Here is a 21,966-nt window from a genome sequence, read left to right on the forward strand (position 1 = left end):
GGCTGGGTAATCTACAGCAACATGCGTCATCTGTATGCGGTTTCGGCACGAATGCTGGAAACGCTTACAGGCTCGCCAAACGGACTCGTCAGCTCAGGCGTGCTCGCCGCGCAAGGTGCGCACCCGTGCTTCCAGCAACTCGGCGGTAGCGGTGCTGCCCTCCACCGGCGGCGCGGCCACCACGTCGATGGTGGCGCGGAAACGGCGCGGCACGCGCATGCGGCCGAGGCGGCTGTCGCGCCGGCTCCACATGCTGCTCCACATGCCGCGCAGGGCCATCGGCACCACCGGTACCGGGCGCCGTTCCAGGATCTTTTCCACGCCGCTCTTGAAGGCGCCCATCTGCCCGTCGCGGGTCAGCGCGCCCTCCGGGAAGATGCATACCAGCTCGCCCTCGGCCAGCGCCGCGTCGATCTCATCGAAGGCGCGCAGCATCAACGCACGGTCCTCCTTGGCACCGGCGATCGGGATGGTCTTGGCGGTGCGGAAGATCCAGCTCATCACCGGGATGTTGAAGATGCGGTAGTACATGACGAAGCGCACCGGACGCGGGATGCTGGCCGACAGGATCAGCGCGTCCAGGTAACTGACGTGGTTGCAGACGATCAGCGCTGCGCCTTCATCGGGCACGTTGGCCTCGATGCCGTGCGGGCGCAGGCGGTACAGCATGCGCACCATCAGCCAGCTGAGGAAGCGCATCAGGAACTCGGGCACGATGGTGAAGATGTAGATCGCCACGAGCGCGTTGGCGATGGCCAGGCCCAGGAACAGCTGCGGGATGGTCACCCCGGCTGCATGCGCAGCCAGACCGATCCCTGCGGCGGCCACGATGAAGCCGGAGTTCTGGATGTTCAATGCGGCGAACACGCGCGACATCTCCGACTTCGGCGTGCGGCTCTGTATCAAGGCGAACAGGGGTACCACGAAGAAGCCGGTGAACAGGCCGATGCCGAGCAGGTCGAGGATGATGCGCAGGCTGCCGGCCTGCTGCACGAAGGCCGTCACGGACAACCCCTGCGCGGTGGCTTCACCGGCGCGGGCGAAGTACAGGTCGAGCAGGAAGGCGGTCATGCCGAAGGCACCCAGCGGCACCAGGCCGATTTCCACCGTGCGGCCGGACAGCTTTTCGCACAGCAGCGAACCCACGCCGGTGCCGATCGAAAACAGGGCCAGCGCGAAGATGTACAGCGTGGGCTCGCCGCCCAGGTTGGTGATGGCATAGGTCGGCAGCTGCGACGTCAGGATGGTGCCGACGAACCAAAACCAGGAGACGCCGAGAATCGCGTTGCGCACCGCCTTCTGTTTCTTCGCCATGCGCAGCACGGCCAGCGATTCGGGCAGGGGATTCCAGTTGATCTTCAGGTCCGGCGCGCCGGCGTCGACCTTGGGGATCATCCGCGCGCAGACATTGCCGAGCACGGCCAGCGCGATCACCGCGGTGGCCGCGACGGTGGGTCCCTGGCTGCCGGCCAGGGTGAAGATCAGGCCACCGACGATCATGCCGGTCAGGATGGACATCGAGGTGCCCATCTCCACCAGCCCGTTGCCGCCGGTCAGCTCTTCCGGCTTGAGCACCGAAGGCAGCACCGAGTACTTCACCGGGCCGAACAGGGTGGATTGCAGTCCGGTGCAGAACAGCGCGATCAGCAGCAGCGTCATGTTCTGGGTGAGGAAGCCGGCCGCGGCCAGCGTCATGATCACGATCTCCATGGTGGTGGTGATCACGATCAGCCGCGATTTCTCCAGCTTGTCGGCGATCTGCCCGGCCAGTGCGGAGAACAGGAAATACGGAAGGATGAAGATGGCCGGCGCCAGGTTGGTATACAGCGTGCGTTCTTCGTCGGAGACACCGAGGTAGAACAGCAGGCCGATGATGGCCTGGCGGTACACGTTGTCATTGAACGCGCCGAGCGACTGCACGATGAAGAACGGCAGGAAGCGGCGCTGGCGGAGCAGGGCGAACTGGCTGTGGCCTGACATGGAAACTCCCTTCGGACCGGCGAAGCCTAGCATTCGCGCGTGTGAGGGTGTTTGCCTGCGGCAGGCTTCAGGCAAGGTCAACGTCAAGTTCAACGTCAACGTCAGAAGCTGCAGGGCTGTTTGTTGGCGGGGCGGGGTGGGTTTGCGGGAATCGCCGTGAATCCGTCCATGGAGGCTCGCCATCCGCATCCATGCGGATGAGCGTTCCCGCCAACCCACCCCGCCCCGCCTTCGACAGGTCCATGGTGGCCCCTTGGTAGCGCCGACCCATGGTCGGCGGATGGTGGGGGAATGGGGTCTGATGGATTCCGCCGACCATGGGTCGGCGCTACCAGAGCGCCGTGCCGTGTCTGGTGGAGGGAGCCCCTGAGTCAGGGGCGGCCGCGGAGCGGCGGGGTGTGGGTGCTGGTGAGACGGGGCAGGCGGTTTGCGCAGCAAAGCGTGGGAGCGACAGCGCGAATGCGATGGCGTGGACCCGCGCCATGGATGGCGCGAAACGAGGCCCGCATGGATGCGGTCGTTGCCGTCCCCCGACCAGCCCCACCGCCCGGCCCCCCCAGCTGCAGCTGCAAACGCCACCCGCGAGGGGGGCTCACCCGTTCGCAGTCCGCTCCCGCACCGGCCCCTGCACCGCCTCATCGGCCGCCCTGCGCAGCTTCGGCAGCAACCGCAATGCCAGCGCCACCTGCGTGCGGATCAACTGCAGCTTCGGGGGCATCGCATCCTCAAACTGCTCCAGTTGCGCTGCAATGCCGCGGTCACCCTCGCCGTCATCCTCTACGATCGGCTGGCGTTCGGCCAACGCGGTGGCCAGCTGCTTCAGTGACTGCTGCACGCGTTCGCCGGCGGACAACGCCAGCGGATCCTGGGCGAAGCTGTCGACCTGGTCGCGATGCGCGCCCAGTGCGGACAGATGGCCCAGCAGCGTGTTGGACAACGCCAGGAAGCGGAAGCTCGCATCGAGGTTGCGGCGGACATGGCCCGGCTCGCGCAGCATGTTCGACAACGCCGTGGACAGTGCTGCGTCCGCGTTGTGCATGTCACGCCGGGCGATGCGGTAGGCAAGGTCATCGCGCATGCCGCTGCGGTACTGGCCCAGCACCGCTTCCAGGTAGCGCGCGGCACTGTCCAGTACGCGCGCCAGCACCTTGTTGAGCTGGCGTCCCTGCCAGTCCGGCAGGATCAGGAAGGCCGCAGCGGCGGCGATCGCACAGCCGAGCACGGTGTCCACCATGCGCGGCACGATCAGCAGGAAGCCATCGCCGATCAGGTTGAAGCAGGTCAGCGCCATCACCGTGATCGCGCCGGAGGCCACCAGGTAGCGGTCGGTACGGGTAAAGAAGAACAGCAGCGCAGACAGCAGCGCGATCAGCAACTGGCTGTGCAGGTCCTGGAACAGCTGCAGCAACGCCCAGGTCAGCACCAGCCCCCCCAGCGTGCCGGCGATCCGCTGCGCAAGCCGTTGCCGGGTAGCGCCGAAGTTCGGTCGGCACACGAACACGATGGTCAGCAGGACCCACGAACCGTTCTGGAAATTGAACAGCGAGATCGCGGCGAAGCCCACGACCAGTGCGATGGCCATGCGCAGGCCATGGCGGAACAGCACCGAGCCCGGGGTCAGCTGCTGCCGCAGGCGCGTGGCCATCTCGCGCAGCGTGTGCGGATTGTTGTCGCGCAGCCGGGTGTCGACGTTGTCCAGCGTGGCGTCCGAATTCTCGGCGTCCAGCAGGCGGCGGCCGATGCTCTGCAGGTTGTGCACCAGCAGGTCCAGCGAGGCCAGCAGGCGGCGCCACTGCGGACGATCCTGCGCGCGCAGGAAGGCCAGCGAATCGACCAGATCGCGTGCCGCCTGCTGGTTGCTGTCGCCGTATGCGAAGGGGCGACGCACGCGGATCGCCTCGCCCAGGCGGGCGCACGCCTGGCCCTGCAGGTCCAGCAGGCGCTGGCAACGGTACAGCACGTCGCTGTGGAAGAACGCATCCACCAGTGTCCCGTACGGATAGTGCGAGGAGCTGGCGCGCTCGTGGAAATCCTGCGCGGTGTAATACAGGCGCAGGTACAACCCGGAGTTCACCGCCGGCCGTCCAGAGCGGCCGAAGCGGGCCAGGATGGCGGTCTTGGCGATGTTCAGCGCCTCGACCACGCGGCGGTTCTGTTCGGCCAGCGCCAGCTGCCTGCGTTGCAGGTCGGCCTCGCGCACCGGTTCGAACAGGGTGGCCTTCAACTGCAGGTAGCGGCCCAGTTCGACATACAGCCGGGCCACCCGTTCGCGCACCGGGCGGTTGGCGAACAACGCGGTCCACAGGATCGACAGCAGGCCGTACCAGGTCGCGCCTGCCAGCAGGTGGCTGACCGCGTCCAGCGCCGTACGCCAGTCACCGGCGCCATGCTGTTCCAGCCCGATCATGGTGTAGATGGCCAGGGTCACGGTGGCCTGGGCAATGGAGGCGTAGCGCTCACCCAGTCCGCCAAGCAGGGTCAGGCAGAAGGTGGACAACGCCAGCGCGCTGATGAACACCCACGGCAGCGGGAACAGCCACACCACCGCAGCGGCGGCGATGCAGAAGCACAGCAGTGAAAGCACTACGGCCTTGGTACGACCCCAGGCGTTGTCATCGGTTTCGGCGATGGCGCTGGCGATGATGCCGAGGAACACGCCGGGCAGTGCGGGAAGCGCGTCGAAGTGCCAGCACACGGCCATCGCCGTACTCAGGGCAATGAAAACACGCAGGCCATAACTGGCCTTCTCGTGCGCCCACAGGCGGCTAAGACGGGATTCGCGGGCAGACATGCGGGCTCGTTCACAGCATCAGTCCCCATTATTGCGGCACCTGTGTGAAAAAGGGGACGGAGGGGCTCGATGATCCGGTCGATGCGTCAGTGCCGCGTTCCAAGCGGAGACGCCACCACCTCCCGCTCCCGTGCGAGGACTCGACTGACGTTGAAAATCAAGTGCGCCTGCGACGTCCGCTGCCGTGTCCGCCGCCATTGGCCGCTTGGCAACCACGTACCCTCAGGGGCTCAACAGGAGGATGAATCCATGCACGTCCAAGCAGGTTGCCTGAAGATGGTACTCGCCGCTGCCCTGCTCGTCATGGCAGGACCGTCCGCGGCGGGTACGATGATCCCGTTTGTCGACGGAGGCCGTCCGGTGCCGGATGGTGAACTGCCTTTCCTTGTCGATATAGAAGCCAGAAGCCTGGGTTCTCAGGCTTGGCTGCATGGCTGTGGTGCGTCGATGATCGCCGACGACCTGGTCATCAGCGCGGCTCACTGCTTCTTCAATCCGCAGACCGGTCTCCCCCACGAGGGTGTGGAGTGGCGCCTGGTGTTTGATCGCACCGACCGCTCGCAGCCTGCCGACCAGGCGGTAGAAGGCGCCGGCTTCAGCATGGTGGCGCATCCGCGACGGGATGTTGTGTTCATCCGGCTGCACGCCGCACGCGAGGGCGCCGCCACGGCACGTCTGCCCCCTGTGGGCGTGGCGCCGCCGGCCGGTCTGCTCGCGACACTGGCGGGTTGGGGTTTCACCGAGAATGAGGTCATTCCGGACCGCTTGCACAGCGTCGAGTTGCCGATTGTCGCCCCGGAGCTGTGCGACGTGCCCTATGAGCAGCACAGCAAGCAACAGGGTGAATTTCCCCGGCTCTGCGCCGGCAGTCCGGGCAAGGGCTCCAGGGCGGGGGACAGCGGCGGGCCCCTGTTCACCCGCGATCCGCAAAGCGGTGGTTTCGTCCTGCGTGGCATCGTAAGCGGCGGACGGCCCGGCTACCCGGGCGGCTACGTCAACCTTGCCGATCCGGACCTCTGGGAGTAACGCTGGCGCGCATCTCAGCAAAAAGGGGACGGAGGGGATTAAGTCGTTCATGGCCCTTTACGAGCTGAAAGCGACTTAATCCCCTCCGTCCCCTTTTTTGGCAACTCAGGCGCGGGCGGCGCGCCTGAGCTGTTTCTTCTCGCGGCGGCGGTTGCGCCAACTGCGCCAGTGCTGGGCCAGGCAGGAGAAGATCACGTACAGCGCCGGGGTGCTGAGCAGGGTCAGGCTCTGCGAAAACAGCAGGCCACCGATCATCGCGATGCCCAGCGGGCGGCGCAGTTCGGAGCCCTCACCAATGCCGATCGCCAGCGGCACCGCGGCGAGGATCGCCACCATGCTGGTCATCATGATCGGGCGGAAGCGCACGATGCTGGCTTCGCGCGCGGCTTCCAGCGCACTCTTGCCGTGCTCGCGCTGGGCCACCACCGCGAAGTCGATCATCATGATCGCGTTCTTCTTGACGATGCCGATCAGCAGCACCAGCGCGATCATCGATATCACCGACAGTTCGGTGTTGGTGCCGTACAGCGCCAGCAGCGCACCGACGCCCGCAGCGGGCAGGGTGGACAGGATGGTCACCGGGTGGATCAGGCTTTCGTACAGCATGCCCAGCACCAGGTACACGGTCATGATCGCGGCCATCACCAGCACCAGCATCTCCATCGGGTCCGAATCAAAACCGAATCCACCGCCTTCAGCCAACCGGATGTCGCCGGGCATGCGCATGCCGGCCACGGTGCTGTCGATGATCGCCTTGGCCTCGCCCATGCTGGTACCGGGTGCCAGGTTGTAGCTCAGCTCCATCGTGGTGTACTGGTTTTCGTGCGTGATCTGCGAAGGCGCCAGCCCGGGGACCTGCTCGGCCACCGCGGTGAGCGGCACCATCTCGCCATTGCCCGCCCGCACGTACACCTGGTCCAGTGCACCCGGTGTTGCGGTCTGCTCGGGCAGCGCGTTGACCACTACGCTGTACTGGTTGATGTCCGAGTAGATGGTGGAGATCTGGCGTTGGCCGAACGCGCCGTACAGGGCACCGTCGATGGCGCCGATCGAGATCCCCAGGCGTGCGGCCTTGGCGCGGTCGATGACGATGTTCTGGCGCAGTCCGGCATCGTCGACATCGGTGCCCACGTCGGCCAGCTTCGGGTTCTTCTTCAGCACTGCCTGCAGCTTGGGCAACCACTCCTGCAGCTGTGCCAGGTCGTTGCCCTGCAGGGATACGCGGTACTGCGCGCCCTGGCTGGAGCCGCCGCCATCGTTGCTGGGCAGGTCCTGGATGGCGCGCAGGCGCAGCTGCAGGTCGGGGTAGCGGTCGGCCTTGGCGCTCAGCCGCGACAACGCCTGCGCGGTGGTTTCGCGGCGGCCGTCCTTGCGCGCTTTCAGTTCGATGTTGAACTGCGCGCTGGACCCTTGCCGGCCACTGCCCAGGCGCACACCGACGGTCTTCACCGCCGGGTCGGCCATCAGCATGTCGGTGATGCGGCGCTGGCGGTTGACCATGTCTTCGAAGGACACCGTCGCACTGGAGTTGGCACGGCCCCAGATCAGGCCGGTGTCCTGCGGCGGGAATGCGCCCTTCTTGACTGCGCCGAACAGGAAGATGGTCACCCCGATCAGGATCAGCGGGGTCAACGACAGCAGCAGCGCATGCCGCAGCGAGAAATCCAGCAGGCGGGTATACACGCGCAGCATGCCGTCGTGCCCGGCGTCCAGCCAACGGCCGAAGCGGGTCGGCTTGCCGGCATCGGCGTGCGGGTCCAGGAAGCGGCTGCACAGCGCCGGGGTCAGCGTGAGCGAGATGATCATCGACACCACGATGGCCGCCACCAGGGTGACGGTGAACTCACGGAAGAACGCGCCCATCATCCCCTTGGCGAACAGCAGCGGGATGAACACCGCCACCAGCGAGGCGGTGATCGAGACGATGGTGAAGCCGATCTCGCGCGCACCGGTGAAGGCCGCCTGCATGCGCGGCATGCCCTCGTCCAGGTGGCGCATGATGTTTTCGATCACCACGATCGCATCGTCGACCACGAAGCCGATGGCGATCACCAGCGCCAGCAGGCTCAGGTTGTTCAGGGTGAAGCCAAGCGCGTACATCACCAGCGCCGCACCGGCCAGCGACAGCGGCACGGTGACGGCGGCGATCAGCGTGGGCGCCAGCCGGCGCAGGAACAGCGCCATGGTCAGCACCACCATCGCCAGGGCGATCAGCAGGGTGATCTGCACTTCATGCAGCGAGCCGCGGATGGTCGGGGTGCGGTCGAAATACGGGGTCAGCGTGGTGCCCGGCTGCAGGTAATCACGCAGGGTGGGGATCTGCTCCTTGACCCGGTCCACGGTCTCCACGATGTTCGCGCCGGCGCGGGTGAACACATACATCACCACCGCGGGTTTGTGGTTGAACCACGCCGCCTGGTAGGCATCCTGCTGGCCGTCGTAGACGTTGGCGATGTCCTGCAGGCGGATGATGCGCCCGTCCGCGCCGGTTTTGATGATCAGGTTGGCGAAGTCCGCCGCACGTGCCACCGAATCGTTGGCGATGATCGCGGTGGTGGTGTTGCCATCGCTGAGGAAGCCGGTGGGCGAGGTGACGTTGGCCGCGCGTACCGCATTGCGCAGGTCATCGGCGGTCAGCCCCAGGGCATTCATCAGCCGCAGGTTGACGTCCACGCGCACCGCCGGCGTCGAGGCGCCGGCGATATCCACCGACGACACCCCGGTGATCTGGCGGATGCGCTGGGCCAGCAGTGAATCGGCGACGTTGTACAGGTCGTCGGCCGACTGCGTTTCAGAGGTCAGCGCGATGGCGATGACCGGGTCATCGTTGGGGTTGGCCTTGGAGAACATCGGCGACCCCAGCCCGGACGGCAGGTCGGCCTGGGCCGAATTGATCGCCGTCTGCACGTCCAGCGCGGCCGAATCGATGTCGACGTCGCTCTGGAAGATCATGAACACCAGCGAGCTGCCTTCCGAGCTCGACGAGCGCATGCGGTCGATCCCCGGCAGCTGGCCCAGGTGGCGTTCCAGCGGCGCGGTGACCGTGGAGGCCATGGTCGAGGCATCGGCGCCGGACTGGTTGGCATGCACGAAGATCACCGGGATCTGGATGTTCGGCAGCGCCGAGACGCCCAGTTTCAGGTAGCAGATCAGGCCGATGATGAACAGGCCGATCGCCAGCAGCGCGGTGCCGATGGGGCGGCGGATGAAGGGGCCGGAGATGTTCAATGCCACGCTCCCGCCAGCACGTCGGTCGTGCTCACGCCTGCGGCTCCTGCACCTGCGGTCCCTGTGCCGGACCTCCGCCGCGACGTGCCGCACGCTGTTCGCGGCGTCGCGCCAGCCATTCGGAGAACCGCTCCATGTACAGGTAGATCACCGGCGTGGTGTACAGCGTCACCAGCTGCGACAGCAGCAGGCCGCCAACGATGGCGATGCCCAGCGGGCGGCGCAGTTCCGAGCCGATGCCGGTACCCAGCGCCAGCGGCAACGCACCCAGCATCGCCGCGGCGGTGGTCATCATGATCGGGCGGAAGCGCAGCAGGCAGGCACGGCGGATCGCCTCGTGCGCGTTGGCGCCGGTGCGCCGTGCTTCGATGGCGAAGTCGACCATCATGATGCCGTTCTTCTTGACGATGCCGATCAGCAGCACGATGCCGACGATGCCGTCCACCGAAAGGCTCAGGCCGCTGAGCATCAGCGCCAGCAGCGCGCCGACGCCGGCCGGCGGCAGGGTGGAAATGATGGTGATCGGGTGGATGTAGCTTTCATACAGCACGCCCAGCACGATGTAGATCACCACCAGCGAGGCCAGCAGCAGCCACACCACGTCGGTCTGGCTGCCGGTGAACTCGGCGGCCTTGCCGATGAACTGTGCATGCACCTGCGAGGGCAGCTGCAGCTCGGCCTGGGTCTCTTCGATGGCCTTCACCGCGGCGGACAGCGAGTAGCCCGGGGCCACGTTGAAGGAGATCGTCACCGCCGGCAGCTGCTGCTGGTGGCTGACCACCAGCGGGGCGCTGGTCACCTTGCTGTCGGCCAGCGCGGACAACGGGATGATGCCGCCGCCGCCCACGGTGATGCCGGTGTTCTGGTTGCCGATGCCGGTGGCCGTGGACGAGTTGGACGAGGTCACCTGGCCGAAGCTGGTGGCGTTGGTGCCGGTCAACGCGCCGGTGCCGTTGGAGGCCACCGCCAGCTGCTCCATCAAGGCAGTGCTGGTGCGGAACTCCGGCGCGACTTCCAGGACTACGCGATACTGGTTGAGTTCGGTGAAGATGGTGGAGATCTGCCGCTGGCCGAACGCATCGTAGAGCGTGTCGTCGATGGTCTGCATCGGCACGCCGAGCACGCTGGCCTTGTCGCGGTCGATGTTCAGCTCCAACGCGCGGCCCTGGGTGGACAGGTTGTTGTCCACGTCGGCCAGCTCCGGGCGCTTGCGCAGCGCTTCGGTCATGCGCGTGGCATGGGTGGCCACTTCATCGGCCTGCACGTCCGACAGCACGAACTGGTAGTCGGTGGCCGCCACGCGCGTATCCAGGGTGACATCCTGCACCGGCTTGAGGTACAGCGCGATACCGGGGATGTCACGCACGGCGTCCTGCAGGCGCGGCAGGATCGCGTCCATGCCGTCGCGCTCGCCGCGCTCTTTCAGCACGATCGACAGCTGGCCCTGGTTGAGCGTCGGGTTCATGCTGCCGGCGCCGATGAACGCCGACACCCCGGTCACGTCCGGATCCTTGCGCAGTGCCTCGGCCACGGCCTTGGTGCGCTGTTCCATCTGCGGGAAGGCCACGTTCTGGTCGGCCTGGACCACGGCGGTGATCATGCCGGTGTCCTGGTCGGGCAGCAGGCCCTTGGGGATCAGCAGGTACAGCACCACGGTCAGCACCAGCGCAGCGCCGGCCACCGCCAGGGTGATCGGCTGGTGGGCCAGCACCCAGTCCAGGCTGCGCTCGTACAGCCCGACGGTGCGGCTCCACAGGTTCTGCCTGCCGGCCGCCGCCGAGCGCTCATGCGCGTCTTCGCCTTCCGGCAGTTCATCCGGCTTGAGCAGGTAGGCGCACATCATCGGGGTCAGGGTCAGCGAGATCAGCATCGACAGCGTGACCGCGATGCTCAGCACCCAGGCGAATTCATGGAACAGCCGGCCGGTGACACCGGGCATCAGCAGCAGCGGCAGGAACACCGCCACCAGCGAAACGGTCAGCGACAGCACGGTGAAGCCGATCTGGCGGGCGCCGATCTCCGCTGCTTCCTTGCCGCTCTTGCCCTGTTCGATGTAACGGACGATGTTCTCGATCATCACGATCGCATCGTCGACCACGAAGCCGGTGGCCACCACCAGCGCCATCAGCGAAAGATTGTCCAGCGACATGCCGGCGAAGGCCATCACCGCGAAGGTGCCGGCCAGCGACAGCGGTACCGCCACCGACGGAATGATGGTGGCCCACAGGCGGCGCAGGAACAGGAAGATCACCGCGACCACCAGTCCGATGGTCAGGATCAGGGTGAACTGCACTTCATGCACCGAGGCACGGATGGTTTCGGTCCGGTCGGAGAAGATCTCCAGGTGCACGTCGGCGGGCAGCACGCCCTGCAGCTGCGGCAGCAGGGCGCGCACGCGCTCCACCGTCTGCACGATGTTGGCGCCGGGCTGGCGGCGCACTTCCAGCAGCACCGCAGGCTTGCCGTCGGCCCACGCGGCAAGCTGATCGTTCTCCACCCCGTCCACCACGTTGGCGACGTCGGACAGGCGCACCGGCGCGCCGTTGCGGTAGCTGATGATGGTGTCCCGGTATTCGGCGGCACTGGTCAGCTGGTCGTTGGTGCCGATGCTGTAGGACTGGGTCTTGCCGTTCAGCGAGCCTTTCGGCGCACTGACGTTGGCCTGGGTCAGCGCGCTGCGCAGGTCTTCCAGGGTCAGGCCCATGTTGGACAGCTGCGCCGGATTGACCTGGATGCGCACGGCCGGGCGCACGTTGCCGGCGATCGACACCAGCCCCACGCCCTGTACCTGCGACAGGCGCTGGGCGAGGATGGAATCGGCGTAGTTGTTGACCTCGCGCAGCGGGCGCGTATCGGAGGTCAGCTTCAGGGTGACGATGGCTGCATCAGCCGGATTGACCCGGTTGTAGACCGGCTGGTAGGGCAGCGAGGAGGGCAGGGTGGCCTGGCGGATCGCCGCCTGCACGTCCTGCGCGGCGATGTCGATGTCCCGTTCCATCGAGAACTGCAGGATGATCGTGGACAGTCCGGCCGACGAGTCGGAGGTCATCAGCTCCAGTCCGGAGATCTGCCCGAACTGCCGTTCCAGCGGCGTGGTCACCAGTGATGCCATGGTGGTGGCGTTGGCACCGGGATACTGCGTGGTGACCACCAGGCTGGGGGCATCGATTTCCGGAAGGGCCGATACCGGCAACTGGCGGTAGCCGAGGATGCCGAGCAGCAGCAGGCCCGCCATCAGCAGCGAGGTGGCGATCGGGCGGCGGATGAAGAGGGTCGAAAAGCCCACGGGCGGATCCTTGCTGGAACGTCATGACAGCGCCGGCAGAAGTGCCGGCGCCGGTAACTCAGGCGATCACCGCGCTCAGCGCGGGCCACCGCCGCGGCGGCCGCCGCCGTTCTGCTGCTGTGCCGCCTTCAGTTCGGCTTCGGTTGGCGCGGCTGGGGTCTCGCCCGGCTTCAGCGCATTGACCTTGGCGCCCGGCTTGAGCCGGAACTGGCCTTCGCTGACAACCCGCTCGCCGCCCTTCAGGCCTTCGGTCACCTGCACGTGGCTGTCACCGACTTCCACGCCGCTGCGCACGGTCTGCATCTTGACCGTGTTGTCGGCCTGCACGACATAGACGTACTCGCCGTCCGGGCCGCGCATCACGGCCTGGGTCGGGATGACGATGCCGCCGCCGATGGTCCGCAGCTGCAGCCGCACGTTGACGAACTGGCCGGGCCACAGGATGTTGTCCTGGTTGGCGAACAGGGCACGCGCGCGGAAGGTCCCGCTGTCGCTGCTGATCAGGTTGTCCACCACGTCCAGGGTGCCGTCGCCGCTGATCACGTGCGCATCGGTGCGGTCCAGCGCGGCGATCTGCACCGCGCCGGCCTGCTGTGCGGCGCGCACGTCGCCCAGCTGGCGCTCGGGCAGGTTGAACACCACGTGGATGGGGTGCACCTGGGTCAGGGTGACCAAAGCTGTGCCGGCGCTGACCACGTTGCCGGCGTCCACTGCACGGATGCCGGCAACGCCGGTGATCGGCGCGGTGACCCGGGTGTACTGCAGCTGCACCTGGGCGGCGCGCATGCTGGCCTCGTTGGCGGCCACCGCGCTCTCGTACTGGGCCACCTGGTTGCGCTGGGTGTCCAGGTCGGTCTTGGCGACGTACTGGGCATACTCCGGTGCGCTGGAACGCTGGTAATTGGAGCGTGCGGTGGCCAGCAGGGCCTGGTTCTGGCGCTTGGCGGCCGCGGACTCGTCGTAACTCGCCTGGGCGCTGCGCGGGTCGATCACCGCCAGCACCTCGCCCTTCTTCACTTCCTGGCCTTCGCGGAAGTTCAGGCTCATCAGCTGGCCGCCGATCTGCGGACTGACGGTGACGGTGTTCATCGCGCTCACCGTGCCCAGCGCGCTGGCGTACACCGGCACGTCCTGGCGCTGCGCTTCAACCACGGTCACCGGTACCGGGCCGGCGTCGGCCTGCGGTCCGCCGCGCTCAGCGCTCGCGGCGGCGTCGCCGGACGGTTTTTCCTTGCCCCCACCGGCCATGCGCAGGCCAATGAAGACGACCACCAACACTGCCACCACCAGCAGCACGATCTTCCACAAACGCGACATTCCAATCACTCCTGGGGCTGGGCCGGGCAAGGCGCACGGCTGGCAAGGTGCCAAGCATACCTGCGGGCGGTGCCGCTGCCTGCATGCCAAAAGGGCCGGATGCTCCGACCCTCCCAAGGGCAGAAGGTTCCCGAAAGCGACAGCTTGGCCTACATTCAAGCGCAACCCTACCGTGGAGATCCCGATGCCCCGTCGCGCGCTGCTGTCATCCGCCTTGTTGCTGGCCCTGCCGATGCTTGCCCACGGCCAGACCGCCGAGCGTCCCGAAGTGGCCGCGGCCGCCGAGCGCCTGCAGGCCCAGGTGGTGGAATGGCGTCGCGATTTCCACCAGCATCCTGAGTTGTCCAACCGCGAGGAGCGCACCTCGGCCGAAGTCGCCAAGCGGCTGCGCGCGATGGGCCTGAAGCCGAAGACCGGTATCGCCCACCACGGCGTGGTGGCGATCATCGAAGGCGGCAAGCCCGGCCCGAAGATCGCGCTGCGGGCGGACATGGACGCGCTGCCGGTGACCGAGCAGACCGGCCTGCCGTTCGCTTCCAAGGCGACCAGCACGTACCGCGGCCAGCAGGTCGGGGTGATGCACGCCTGCGGCCACGACGCGCATACCGCCACGCTGCTGGGCGTGGCCGAAGCGCTGGTGGCGATGCGCAAGGAGCTGCCGGGCCAGGTCATGCTGATCTTCCAGCCCGCAGAGGAAGGCGCGCCGCCGCCGGAAGAGGGCGGTGCGGCGTTGATGCTGAAGGAAGGCGTGTTCGCCGATTTCAAGCCGGAGGCGGTGTTCGGCCTGCATGTGTTCTCCAGCGTGCAGGCCGGCAAGATCGCCGTGCGTGGTGGACCGCTGATGGCAGCCTCGGATCGCTTCGGCATCAAGGTGATCGGCCGCCAGACGCATGGTTCGGCGCCATGGAACGGAGTGGACCCCATCGTGGCCACGGCCGACCTGATCGGAACCGCGCAGACCATCGTCAGCCGTCGCACCAACCTGTCCCAGCAGCCGGCGGTGGTGACCTTTGGTGCCATCAACGGCGGCATCCGCTACAACATCATCCCCGACGAGGTGGAGATGGTCGGCACCATCCGCACCTTTGACGAGGGCATGCGCCAGCAGATCTTCGCCGACCTGCGCAACGTGGCCGAGCACACCACGGCGGCGCATGGTGCGACCGCTGTGACCGAAATCTACGAAGACGAAGGCAACCCTGCCACGGTCAACAACCCGGAGCTGACCGCTCGCATGCTGCCCAGCCTGCAGGCGGTGGTGGGCAAGGACAATGTGTACGAGCCGCCGCTGCAGATGGGTGCGGAGGATTTTTCGCTGTTCGCCGAGGAAGTGCCGGGGATGTTCTTCTTCGTCGGCTCCACCAGCGAGGGCATCGACCCGGCCAAGGCGCCGGCGAATCATTCGCCGAAGTTCCTGCTGGATGAGAAGGCGCTGGATGTCGGCCTGCGGGCGCTGCTGCAGGTGAGCCTGGATTATCTGCACGGCGCGCCGGCACAGGGGTGAGTGGGTATGCCGGGTTGCGCCCGGGGTCCACGCCATCGCATTCGCGCTGTCGCTCCCACGCTTTGCTGCGCAAACCGTGGGCCCCGTCTCACCAGCAGCCACACCCCGCCGCTTCGCGGCCGCCCCTGACTCAGGGGCTCCCTCCACCCGACGGGTAAACGGGTCCTTCGGTAGCGCCGAGCCGTGCTCGGCGGAATGTTTCCGCCAACGGCCCGCTGCGCTCGCCGACCACGGGTCGGCGCTACCGCTTTTCTTCTTCTTTTTTTTACGCGGGTGACGGCCACCGGAACCTGTCGGGGGGTCGGGCGGTGGGGCTGGGCGGGGGCGTTGAGCGCCATGGATGGCGCGAAACGAGGCCCGCATGGATGCAGTTTCTGCCGTCCCCCGCACAGGCCCACCGCCCGGCCCAAGCCCAGCTCCAGCTTGAAAGCCACCCGCGAGGGGGTCTCACCCGTTCGACCCGCTCATTTACAATGAGCGCCATGAACACCCCCCAGGATTCCAGCCTCGGTCGCGAGGTCAGTTACCCGTCGCAGTACGACCCCGGCCTGCTTTTCCCCATTCCCCGCGCCGCCGCGCGGGCCGAGATCGGGCTGGACGACAGCGCCCTGCCGTTCGTCGGCCATGACCGCTGGCATGCTTTTGAACTGGGCTGGCTGGACAATCGGGGCAAGCCCTGCGTCGCCGTGGCGACCGTGCAGGTTCCCTGCACCTCGCCGAACCTGGTGGAATCGAAGTCCTTCAAGCTGTATCTCAATTCGCTCAACAGCGCTCGGTTCGCCGATGCCGAAGCCCTGCGCACGACCATCGTCAGCGATCTCTCCGCCTGTGCAGGCGTTGCGGTGCAGGTGACGTTCGGGCTGCCCGCCCTGCGTGATACCCCGCATGGCGAATCGATCGACGGGCTGGACGTGGACATCGACTGCTATGGCCCGCCGCAGGCGGACTATCTTTCGGCTGACCCGATGAAGATCGTCGAAGAGACCCTGGTGTCGGCGCTGCTGAAATCCAATTGCCCGGTCACCGGGCAGCCCGACTGGGCCACGGTCAGCGTGCGCTACCGCGGCGCACGCATCGATCGCGTCGGCCTGCTGCGCTACCTGGTCAGTTACCGCGAACACGCGGAGTTCCACGAACAGTGCGTCGAACGCATCTTCAATGAGGTCAGCCAGCGCTGTGCGCCGGACGTGCTGGAAGTAGAAGCGCGGTACACCCGCCGCGGCGGGCTGGACATCAATCCGTGGCGCGCCAGCCCGGGAATCGTTGCGCCTGCAAGCATGGACCGCGAGCTGCGGCAGTAACTCCGGCTTCGGCTTCACACGAAAACCATCCCCATTTAACAACCTGTGTGAGAACGTGCCTTCCACGTAGTCACGCAGATGGGAGTGTGTGGATGAGTACCGAGAAGAAAGCCGATTTCTCCGGTGTCACCGGCAGCGTCGACAGCACCGCCGAGCAGGTTCCCAAGGCCGATTTTTCCGGCGTCTCCGCTTCGGTGGACAGCACGGCAGAGGTGGTCGATGCGACCTACACGGTGGAGAAGGGCGACACGCTGTCGAAGATCGCCAAGCAGCACCTGGGTGATGCAAACGCCTGGAACAGGATTTTCGAAGCCAATCGTGACCAGCTTGACGATCCAGACAGGATCCAGCCAGGCCAGGTCCTGAAGCTTCCGTCGAAGTAATCCCCGCAGCACGTCCCGCACACGTTTTGCTGCTTTACCCCCTTGGAGGAAACCCTATGATCCATACCAATACGCTTCGCAATGGGCTGCTCGTTGCACTGCTCGGCAGCGTGGCGCTGGTCGGCTGCAAGAAGGACGAACCCGCCGTCGATACCACTGCCACCCCGGCTGCCGATACCGCGCCGGCTGCTGCCCCCGCCCCGATGACGGGCGCACCGCCGCCGATGGCAGAAGCCGCCTCGGTCAACGTTGCCTCGGTCACCGTCGGCAAGAGTGCAGCGGCGGACAAATCAGTCGCCACCACGGCGATGTTCGCGCCCAAGGACGAGATCATCGTCTCGGTTCGCACCGACGGCGCGGCAAACAATGCAAACGTGGGCGCCAAGCTGACGTTCCAGGATGGCCAGGTTGCCGGTGAGCAGAGCGCGACGCTCAACACCTCCGGTGCCGAGACCACCAACATCACGTTCAAGAATGCCAATGGCTGGCCTGCGGGCAAATACCGTGCGGAAGTCATGGTAGATGGCAAGGCGGCCGGAACGCCGCAGGAGTTCGAGGTCAAGTAAGTCCACGCGCTACCGACTCTCTCCCGGTAGTGGACTCACGATGGACGCAGCCGCGAGGCTGCGTCTTTTTTTTCGTTGCAGCCAAATGCGGCCGCCTGCGGTGACCTCCATGTCAGTACGCAATCGTATGGGCCGCCTTTGCTCCTCGCCGGCTAAAGCGTGACAATGCAGGGGTTTTCCTGCGGCACAGCCGGGACGGTGCGCGGCAGGGAATGGGGCCGTGCGCTGTGCGCGCCCGGCTGATACGGCCGCACCCGTCCAGCGCTGGCGCTGGATGTTCCCCCGATCGCTCAAAGAGTCCTAGTCCTCCATGTCGAATACGCCCAAGATCCTCTACACGCTGACCGATGAAGCGCCGTTCCTGGCCACCCAGTCGCTGCTGCCGGTCGTCAGTGCATTCACCGCTACTGCTGGCATCGCGGTCGAAACCCGCGACATCTCGCTGTCCGGCCGCATCCTGTCGCTGTTCCCGGAGCGCCTGAAGGACGAGCAGAAGGTCAACGATGACCTGGCCGAGCTGGGCCAACTGGCGACCACGCCGGAAGCCAACATCATCAAGCTGCCGAACATCTCGGCGTCGGTGCCGCAGCTGAAGGCGGCGATCACCGAACTGCAGCAGCAGGGCTACGCGCTGCCGGATTACCCGGAAAACCCGGCCGACGACGAACACCGCGACATCAAGGCGCGCTACGACAAGGTCAAGGGCAGCGCAGTGAATCCGGTGCTGCGTGAAGGCAATTCGGACCGTCGCGCGCCGCTGTCGGTGAAGAATTACGCACGCAAGCACCCGCACCGCATGGGCGCCTGGGCGAAGGACTCCACCTCGCACGTGGCGCACATGGCGTCAGGCGATTTCTATGGCAGCGAGAAGTCGGCGACGATTGCCGGCGCCGGCAGCCTGAAGATCACCCTGCACGCTGCCGATGGCACCGACGTGGTGCTGAAGGAAAAGACTGCGGTCAAGGCCGGTGAGATCGTCGATGCCGCGGTGATGAGCCGCAAGGCACTGGCGGCGTTCATCGCCGAGCAGATCGAAGATGCCAAGGCGAAGAACGTGCTGTTCTCGCTGCACCTGAAGGCGACCATGATGAAGGTCTCCGACCCGATCATGTTCGGCGTGGCCGTCAACGAGTTCTACAAGGACGTGCTGGCCAAGCATGCCGACGTGCTGAAGCAGGCCGGTTTCGATGCCAACAATGGCATCGGCGACCTCGCCGCGCGCCTGCCCTCGCTGCCCGAAGCCACCCGTGCGGCCATCGAAGCCGACCTGAAGGCCGAGTACGCGCACCGCCCGGGCGTGGCCATGGTGAACTCGGACAAGGGCATCACCAACCTGCACGTGCCCAGCGATGTGATCGTCGACGCCTCGATGCCGGCGATGATCCGCGACTCCGGCAAGATGTGGAATGCCGAAGGCAAGCTGCAGGACACCAAGGCGGTGATCCCGGACCGCTGCTACGCCGGTGTCTACCAGGCGGTGATCGACGACTGCCGCACGCACGGTGCCTTCGATCCGGCCAGGATGGGCTCGGTGCCGAACGTCGGCCTGATGGCGCAGAAGGCCGAAGAATACGGCTCGCACGACAAGACCTTCCAGATCACCGCCGATGGCGTGGTAAAGGTCACCGACGAAGCCGGCGCGGTCGTGTTCGAGCACGCCGTGGAAGCCGGTGACATCTGGCGCATGTGCCAGACCAAGGACGCCCCGATCCAGGACTGGGTGAAGCTGGCGGTGGAGCGTTCGCGCCTGAGCGGCACCCCGGCCGTGTTCTGGCTGGACGCCGGGCGCGCCCACGACGCGCAGGTCATCAGCAAGGTCGAGACCTACCTGAAGGACCACGACACCAACGGCCTGGACATCCGCATCCTGCCGCCGGTGGAAGCCACCGCGTTCTCGCTGGATCGCATCCGCAAGGGCGAGGACACCATCTCGGTGACCGGCAACGTGCTGCGCGATTACCTGACCGACCTGTTCCCGATCATGGAGCTGGGCACCAGCGCCAAGATGCTCTCCATCGTGCCGCTGATGGCCGGTGGTGGCCTGTTCGAGACCGGTGCCGGTGGTTCGGCCCCCAAGCACGTGCAGCAGTTCGTCGAAGAGGACTACCTGCGCTGGGATTCGCTCGGTGAGTTCCTCGCGCTGGCCGCGTCGCTGGAACACCTGGGTAACCGCTACGACAACGCCGCTGCGCGCGTGCTGGCCAAGGCGCTGGACGTGGCCAATGGCGAATTCCTGGACAACGACAAGTCGCCCTCGCGCAAGCTGGGTGGCATCGACAACCGTGGCAGCCACTTCTACCTGACCCTGTACTGGGCGCAGGCGCTGGCCGCGCAGGACGAGGATGCCGCACTGAAGGCCCGCTTCGCCCCGCTGGCCAAGGCGCTCACCGACAACGAAGCGAAGATCGTCGAAGAGCTGGTGGCGGTGCAGGGCAAGGCCGTGGACATCGGCGGCTACTACCGTCCCGACCTGGCCAAGGTGGCCGCCGCGATGCGTCCCAGCGCCACGCTGAACACCGCGCTGGAACTGATCGCGGGCTGATCATCGCCGCACGGTGTAGACGGGGGGCCCACGCATTGCGTGGGCCTTTCGCGTTTGCGGCCCGTGGCCGGTGGCCTGCGGGCGCTGCCAGCCATCGGCCAAGGCTGGGCAACGGGCGCGCCGGCATCGTAAGGTGGATGCGATTCCGGCCGTGAGCCTGCCATGTCCCCCATCGACATCGATCCTGTACTGGCCGAACGGATGGCGCATGCCATCGGCGATGGTTTCGAGGACTACCATGCACGCTTTGCGGCGATCACCGCCCGCGCGCAGGGGCGGTTCGAGCAGCGACAGTGGGAGGCTGCGCAGCGCGATGCGGTCGAGCGCATCGGCCTGTACGACCAATGCATCGCCGCGTGCATGCACGACCTGCGCCGGCTGGCCGGTGATGCCATCGGTGATCGCGCCTGCTGGTTGCAGGTACACGCGCGTTACAGCCTGCTGTTGCGCGGGCTGATCGACGCCGAGTTGTACAAGACGTTCTACAACACCTTGGCGCGGCGCCTGTTCGGCACCCGTGGCGTCGATGCGCAGGTGGAGTTCCTCGCCTTCGACGTCGAACCTTCCGATGCGATCACCCATCCGGTGGCGCGGCACGCGTATGCGGTGTCGGCCACGCGCCCGGCCGATGCGCTGATGCGCGTGCTGGGTGACTACCGCTTCGACATCCCCTATGCGCATCAACTGCGGTGCGCGGCCGCCATCGCGGTCCGCTTGCAGGATGACCTGGCGCACTGGGGAGCGCATGCGGTCCGCGGCATCGAGCTGCTGGACACCGTGTTCTACCGCGAGCGGCGCGCCTATCTGGTGGGGCGCGTGTTTGGTGAGCACCGATTTTCGCCCTGCGTGATCGTGCTGGTGAACGATGGCCAGGGCCTGCGCGCCGATGCAGTGCTGACCCGGCGTCGCGACGTGGCGCACCTTTTTGGCGTGTCGCGCAGTTATTTCCAGGCCAACCTGGCTACGGTCGGTGATGCGGTGGTGTTCCTGCGCAGCCTGCTGCCGGGCAAGCCGGTCGATGAGATCTATACCGTGCTCGGGCGGGCCAAGCAGGGCAAGACCGAGCGCTACCGCGCCTTCTTCGGACACTTCCTGGAACACCCGCAGGAGCAGCTGGTGCACGCCGAGGGCACCCCGGGCATGGTCATGGCGGTGTTCACCCTGCCCAGCTACCCGCTGGTGTTCAAGCTGATACGCGATCGTTTCGCCTGGCCGAAGGCGATGTCGCGCCAGCAGGTGGAAGACAAGTACGCGCTGGTGTTCAACCTGGATCGCGTGGGTCGCCTGCTGGATGCACAGCCCTATCGGCACCTGCGTTTCCCCGCCACGCGTTTCGCCCCGGCGCTGCTGCAGGAACTGCTGCAACACTGTGCGCAGGGCGTGCGACTGGACGGCGAGGAGGTGGAGATCGCGCTGTGCTACGTGCAGCGGCGTTTCCGTCCGTTGAACCTGTACCTGCGCGAGCAGGGTCCTGAAGGCATGCGCGCGGCGGTGCTGGACTACGCGCAGGCGATCACCGACATGGCGCGCAACAACATCTTTCCCGGCGACATGCTGCCGAAGAACTTCGGCGTCTCGCGGCATGGACGCGCGGTGTTCTACGACTATGACGAGCTGTGCCTGGTCACCGAGTGCGTGTTCCGCGACTGGCCCGAGCCGCGCAATGCGGAAGAGGCATTGGCCGACGAGCCGTGGTTCCACGTCGGGCCGCGTGATGTGTTCCCCGAGCGCTTCGGGCCGTTCATGGGGCTTCCCGCTGCGGAACTGGCGGCGGTGCGTGAGCACTTCGGGCATCTGTTCCAGCCGACGTGGTGGCGCGCGCTGCAGGACCGCTTCGCCGCGGGCGAGCATCCCGATACGCCACCCTACGCGCGTGGGAACCGCTTGGCCTGAGTTGGACGCGGCACCGGCCTTTGCTACCCTCGGGGCACACATCGACACGGAGCAGTCAACATGCGTACCTCGCTTTTCCTTGGAGTGGTTCTGGCACTGGGCGCCGGTGGTGCGCTGGGTCCCGTGGATGCCAATGCGCAGAACGCGCG

At 66.5% G+C, this 21,966-nt stretch carries 12 protein-coding genes; 7 read left to right on the top strand and 5 right to left on the bottom strand.

Features of this window, described 5'->3' with window-relative positions; all coding sequences use genetic code 11:
* Positions 1-93: 93 nt before the first annotated feature.
* Complete coding sequence (locus tag SOM47_RS02420; RefSeq protein ID WP_320504647.1) at positions 94-1,980, bottom strand: MFS transporter; 1,887 nt, start codon at positions 1,978-1,980, stop codon at positions 94-96.
* 592 nt (positions 1,981-2,572) lie between these two features.
* Positions 2,573-4,771: a YccS family putative transporter gene (gene yccS / locus SOM47_RS02425; RefSeq protein WP_320504648.1), complete on the bottom strand. Its 2,199-nt coding sequence runs from the start codon at positions 4,769-4,771 to the stop codon at positions 2,573-2,575.
* Positions 4,772-5,020: 249 nt separating this feature from the next.
* On the opposite strand from yccS, the gene SOM47_RS02430 reads away from it, so the two are divergent.
* Entirely contained in the window at positions 5,021-5,797 is a 777-nt protein-coding gene (locus SOM47_RS02430) for a S1 family peptidase (protein WP_320504649.1), read from the top strand.
* A 105-nt stretch (positions 5,798-5,902) separates the two neighbouring features.
* On the opposite strand, the gene SOM47_RS02435 is transcribed toward SOM47_RS02430, so the two are convergent.
* From SOM47_RS02435 to SOM47_RS02445, 3 genes are all read right to left on the bottom strand, one after another.
* Positions 5,903-9,025, bottom strand: a complete 3,123-nt coding sequence (locus tag SOM47_RS02435) for an efflux RND transporter permease subunit (protein WP_042614915.1) — start codon at positions 9,023-9,025, stop codon at positions 5,903-5,905.
* Positions 9,026-9,056: 31 nt separating this feature from the next.
* Positions 9,057-12,311 carry an efflux RND transporter permease subunit gene (locus tag SOM47_RS02440; RefSeq protein WP_042614916.1) on the bottom strand — a complete coding sequence of 1,085 codons (3,255 nt, stop codon included), beginning with the start codon at positions 12,309-12,311 and terminating at the stop codon, positions 9,057-9,059.
* Positions 12,312-12,386: 75 nt separating this feature from the next.
* Positions 12,387-13,628, bottom strand: a complete 1,242-nt coding sequence (locus SOM47_RS02445; RefSeq protein WP_320504650.1) for an efflux RND transporter periplasmic adaptor subunit — start codon at positions 13,626-13,628, stop codon at positions 12,387-12,389.
* Positions 13,629-13,812: 184 nt separating this feature from the next.
* On the opposite strand from SOM47_RS02445, the gene SOM47_RS02450 reads away from it, so the two are divergent.
* From SOM47_RS02450 to aceK, 6 genes are all read left to right on the top strand, one after another.
* The gene (locus tag SOM47_RS02450; protein ID WP_320504651.1) at positions 13,813-15,132 is read left to right on the top strand and encodes a M20 family metallopeptidase; all 1,320 of its coding nucleotides are present in this window, start codon (positions 13,813-13,815) and stop codon (positions 15,130-15,132) included.
* A gap of 482 nt (positions 15,133-15,614) precedes the next feature.
* Positions 15,615-16,433 (top strand): NADPH-dependent 7-cyano-7-deazaguanine reductase QueF, encoded by an 819-nt coding sequence (queF, locus tag SOM47_RS02455; RefSeq protein ID WP_042615108.1) that lies wholly within the window; start codon positions 15,615-15,617, stop codon positions 16,431-16,433.
* A gap of 92 nt (positions 16,434-16,525) precedes the next feature.
* Entirely contained in the window at positions 16,526-16,816 is a 291-nt protein-coding gene (locus SOM47_RS02460; protein ID WP_042615109.1) for a LysM peptidoglycan-binding domain-containing protein, read from the top strand.
* Between the two features lie 56 nt (positions 16,817-16,872).
* Positions 16,873-17,382, top strand: a complete 510-nt coding sequence (locus tag SOM47_RS02465; RefSeq protein WP_042615110.1) for a hypothetical protein — start codon at positions 16,873-16,875, stop codon at positions 17,380-17,382.
* A 310-nt stretch (positions 17,383-17,692) separates the two neighbouring features.
* On the top strand, positions 17,693-19,924 hold the full coding sequence (locus SOM47_RS02470; protein WP_320504652.1) for an NADP-dependent isocitrate dehydrogenase: 2,232 nt from the start codon (positions 17,693-17,695) through the stop codon (positions 19,922-19,924).
* A 162-nt stretch (positions 19,925-20,086) separates the two neighbouring features.
* Positions 20,087-21,817 carry a bifunctional isocitrate dehydrogenase kinase/phosphatase gene (gene aceK / locus SOM47_RS02475; protein WP_320504653.1) on the top strand — a complete coding sequence of 577 codons (1,731 nt, stop codon included), beginning with the start codon at positions 20,087-20,089 and terminating at the stop codon, positions 21,815-21,817.
* Positions 21,818-21,966: the final 149 nt, after the last annotated feature.

This window comes from Stenotrophomonas sp. CFBP8980 (genome assembly GCF_034046095.1).
In the GTDB taxonomy this organism is placed as follows: domain Bacteria; phylum Pseudomonadota; class Gammaproteobacteria; order Xanthomonadales; family Xanthomonadaceae; genus Stenotrophomonas; species Stenotrophomonas lacuserhaii.

Coding starts and splice junctions, on each gene's coding strand:
- SOM47_RS02420 (WP_320504647.1), bottom strand. CDS start 1,980: ATGTCAGGCCACAGCCAGTTCGCCCTGCTCCGCCAGCGCCGCTTCCTG.
- yccS (WP_320504648.1), bottom strand. CDS start 4,771: ATGTCTGCCCGCGAATCCCGTCTTAGCCGCCTGTGGGCGCACGAGAAG.
- SOM47_RS02430 (WP_320504649.1), top strand. CDS start 5,021: ATGCACGTCCAAGCAGGTTGCCTGAAGATGGTACTCGCCGCTGCCCTG.
- SOM47_RS02445 (WP_320504650.1), bottom strand. CDS start 13,628: ATGTCGCGTTTGTGGAAGATCGTGCTGCTGGTGGTGGCAGTGTTGGTG.
- SOM47_RS02450 (WP_320504651.1), top strand. CDS start 13,813: ATGCCCCGTCGCGCGCTGCTGTCATCCGCCTTGTTGCTGGCCCTGCCG.
- queF (WP_042615108.1), top strand. CDS start 15,615: ATGAACACCCCCCAGGATTCCAGCCTCGGTCGCGAGGTCAGTTACCCG.
- SOM47_RS02460 (WP_042615109.1), top strand. CDS start 16,526: ATGAGTACCGAGAAGAAAGCCGATTTCTCCGGTGTCACCGGCAGCGTC.
- SOM47_RS02465 (WP_042615110.1), top strand. CDS start 16,873: ATGATCCATACCAATACGCTTCGCAATGGGCTGCTCGTTGCACTGCTC.
- SOM47_RS02470 (WP_320504652.1), top strand. CDS start 17,693: ATGTCGAATACGCCCAAGATCCTCTACACGCTGACCGATGAAGCGCCG.
- aceK (WP_320504653.1), top strand. CDS start 20,087: ATGTCCCCCATCGACATCGATCCTGTACTGGCCGAACGGATGGCGCAT.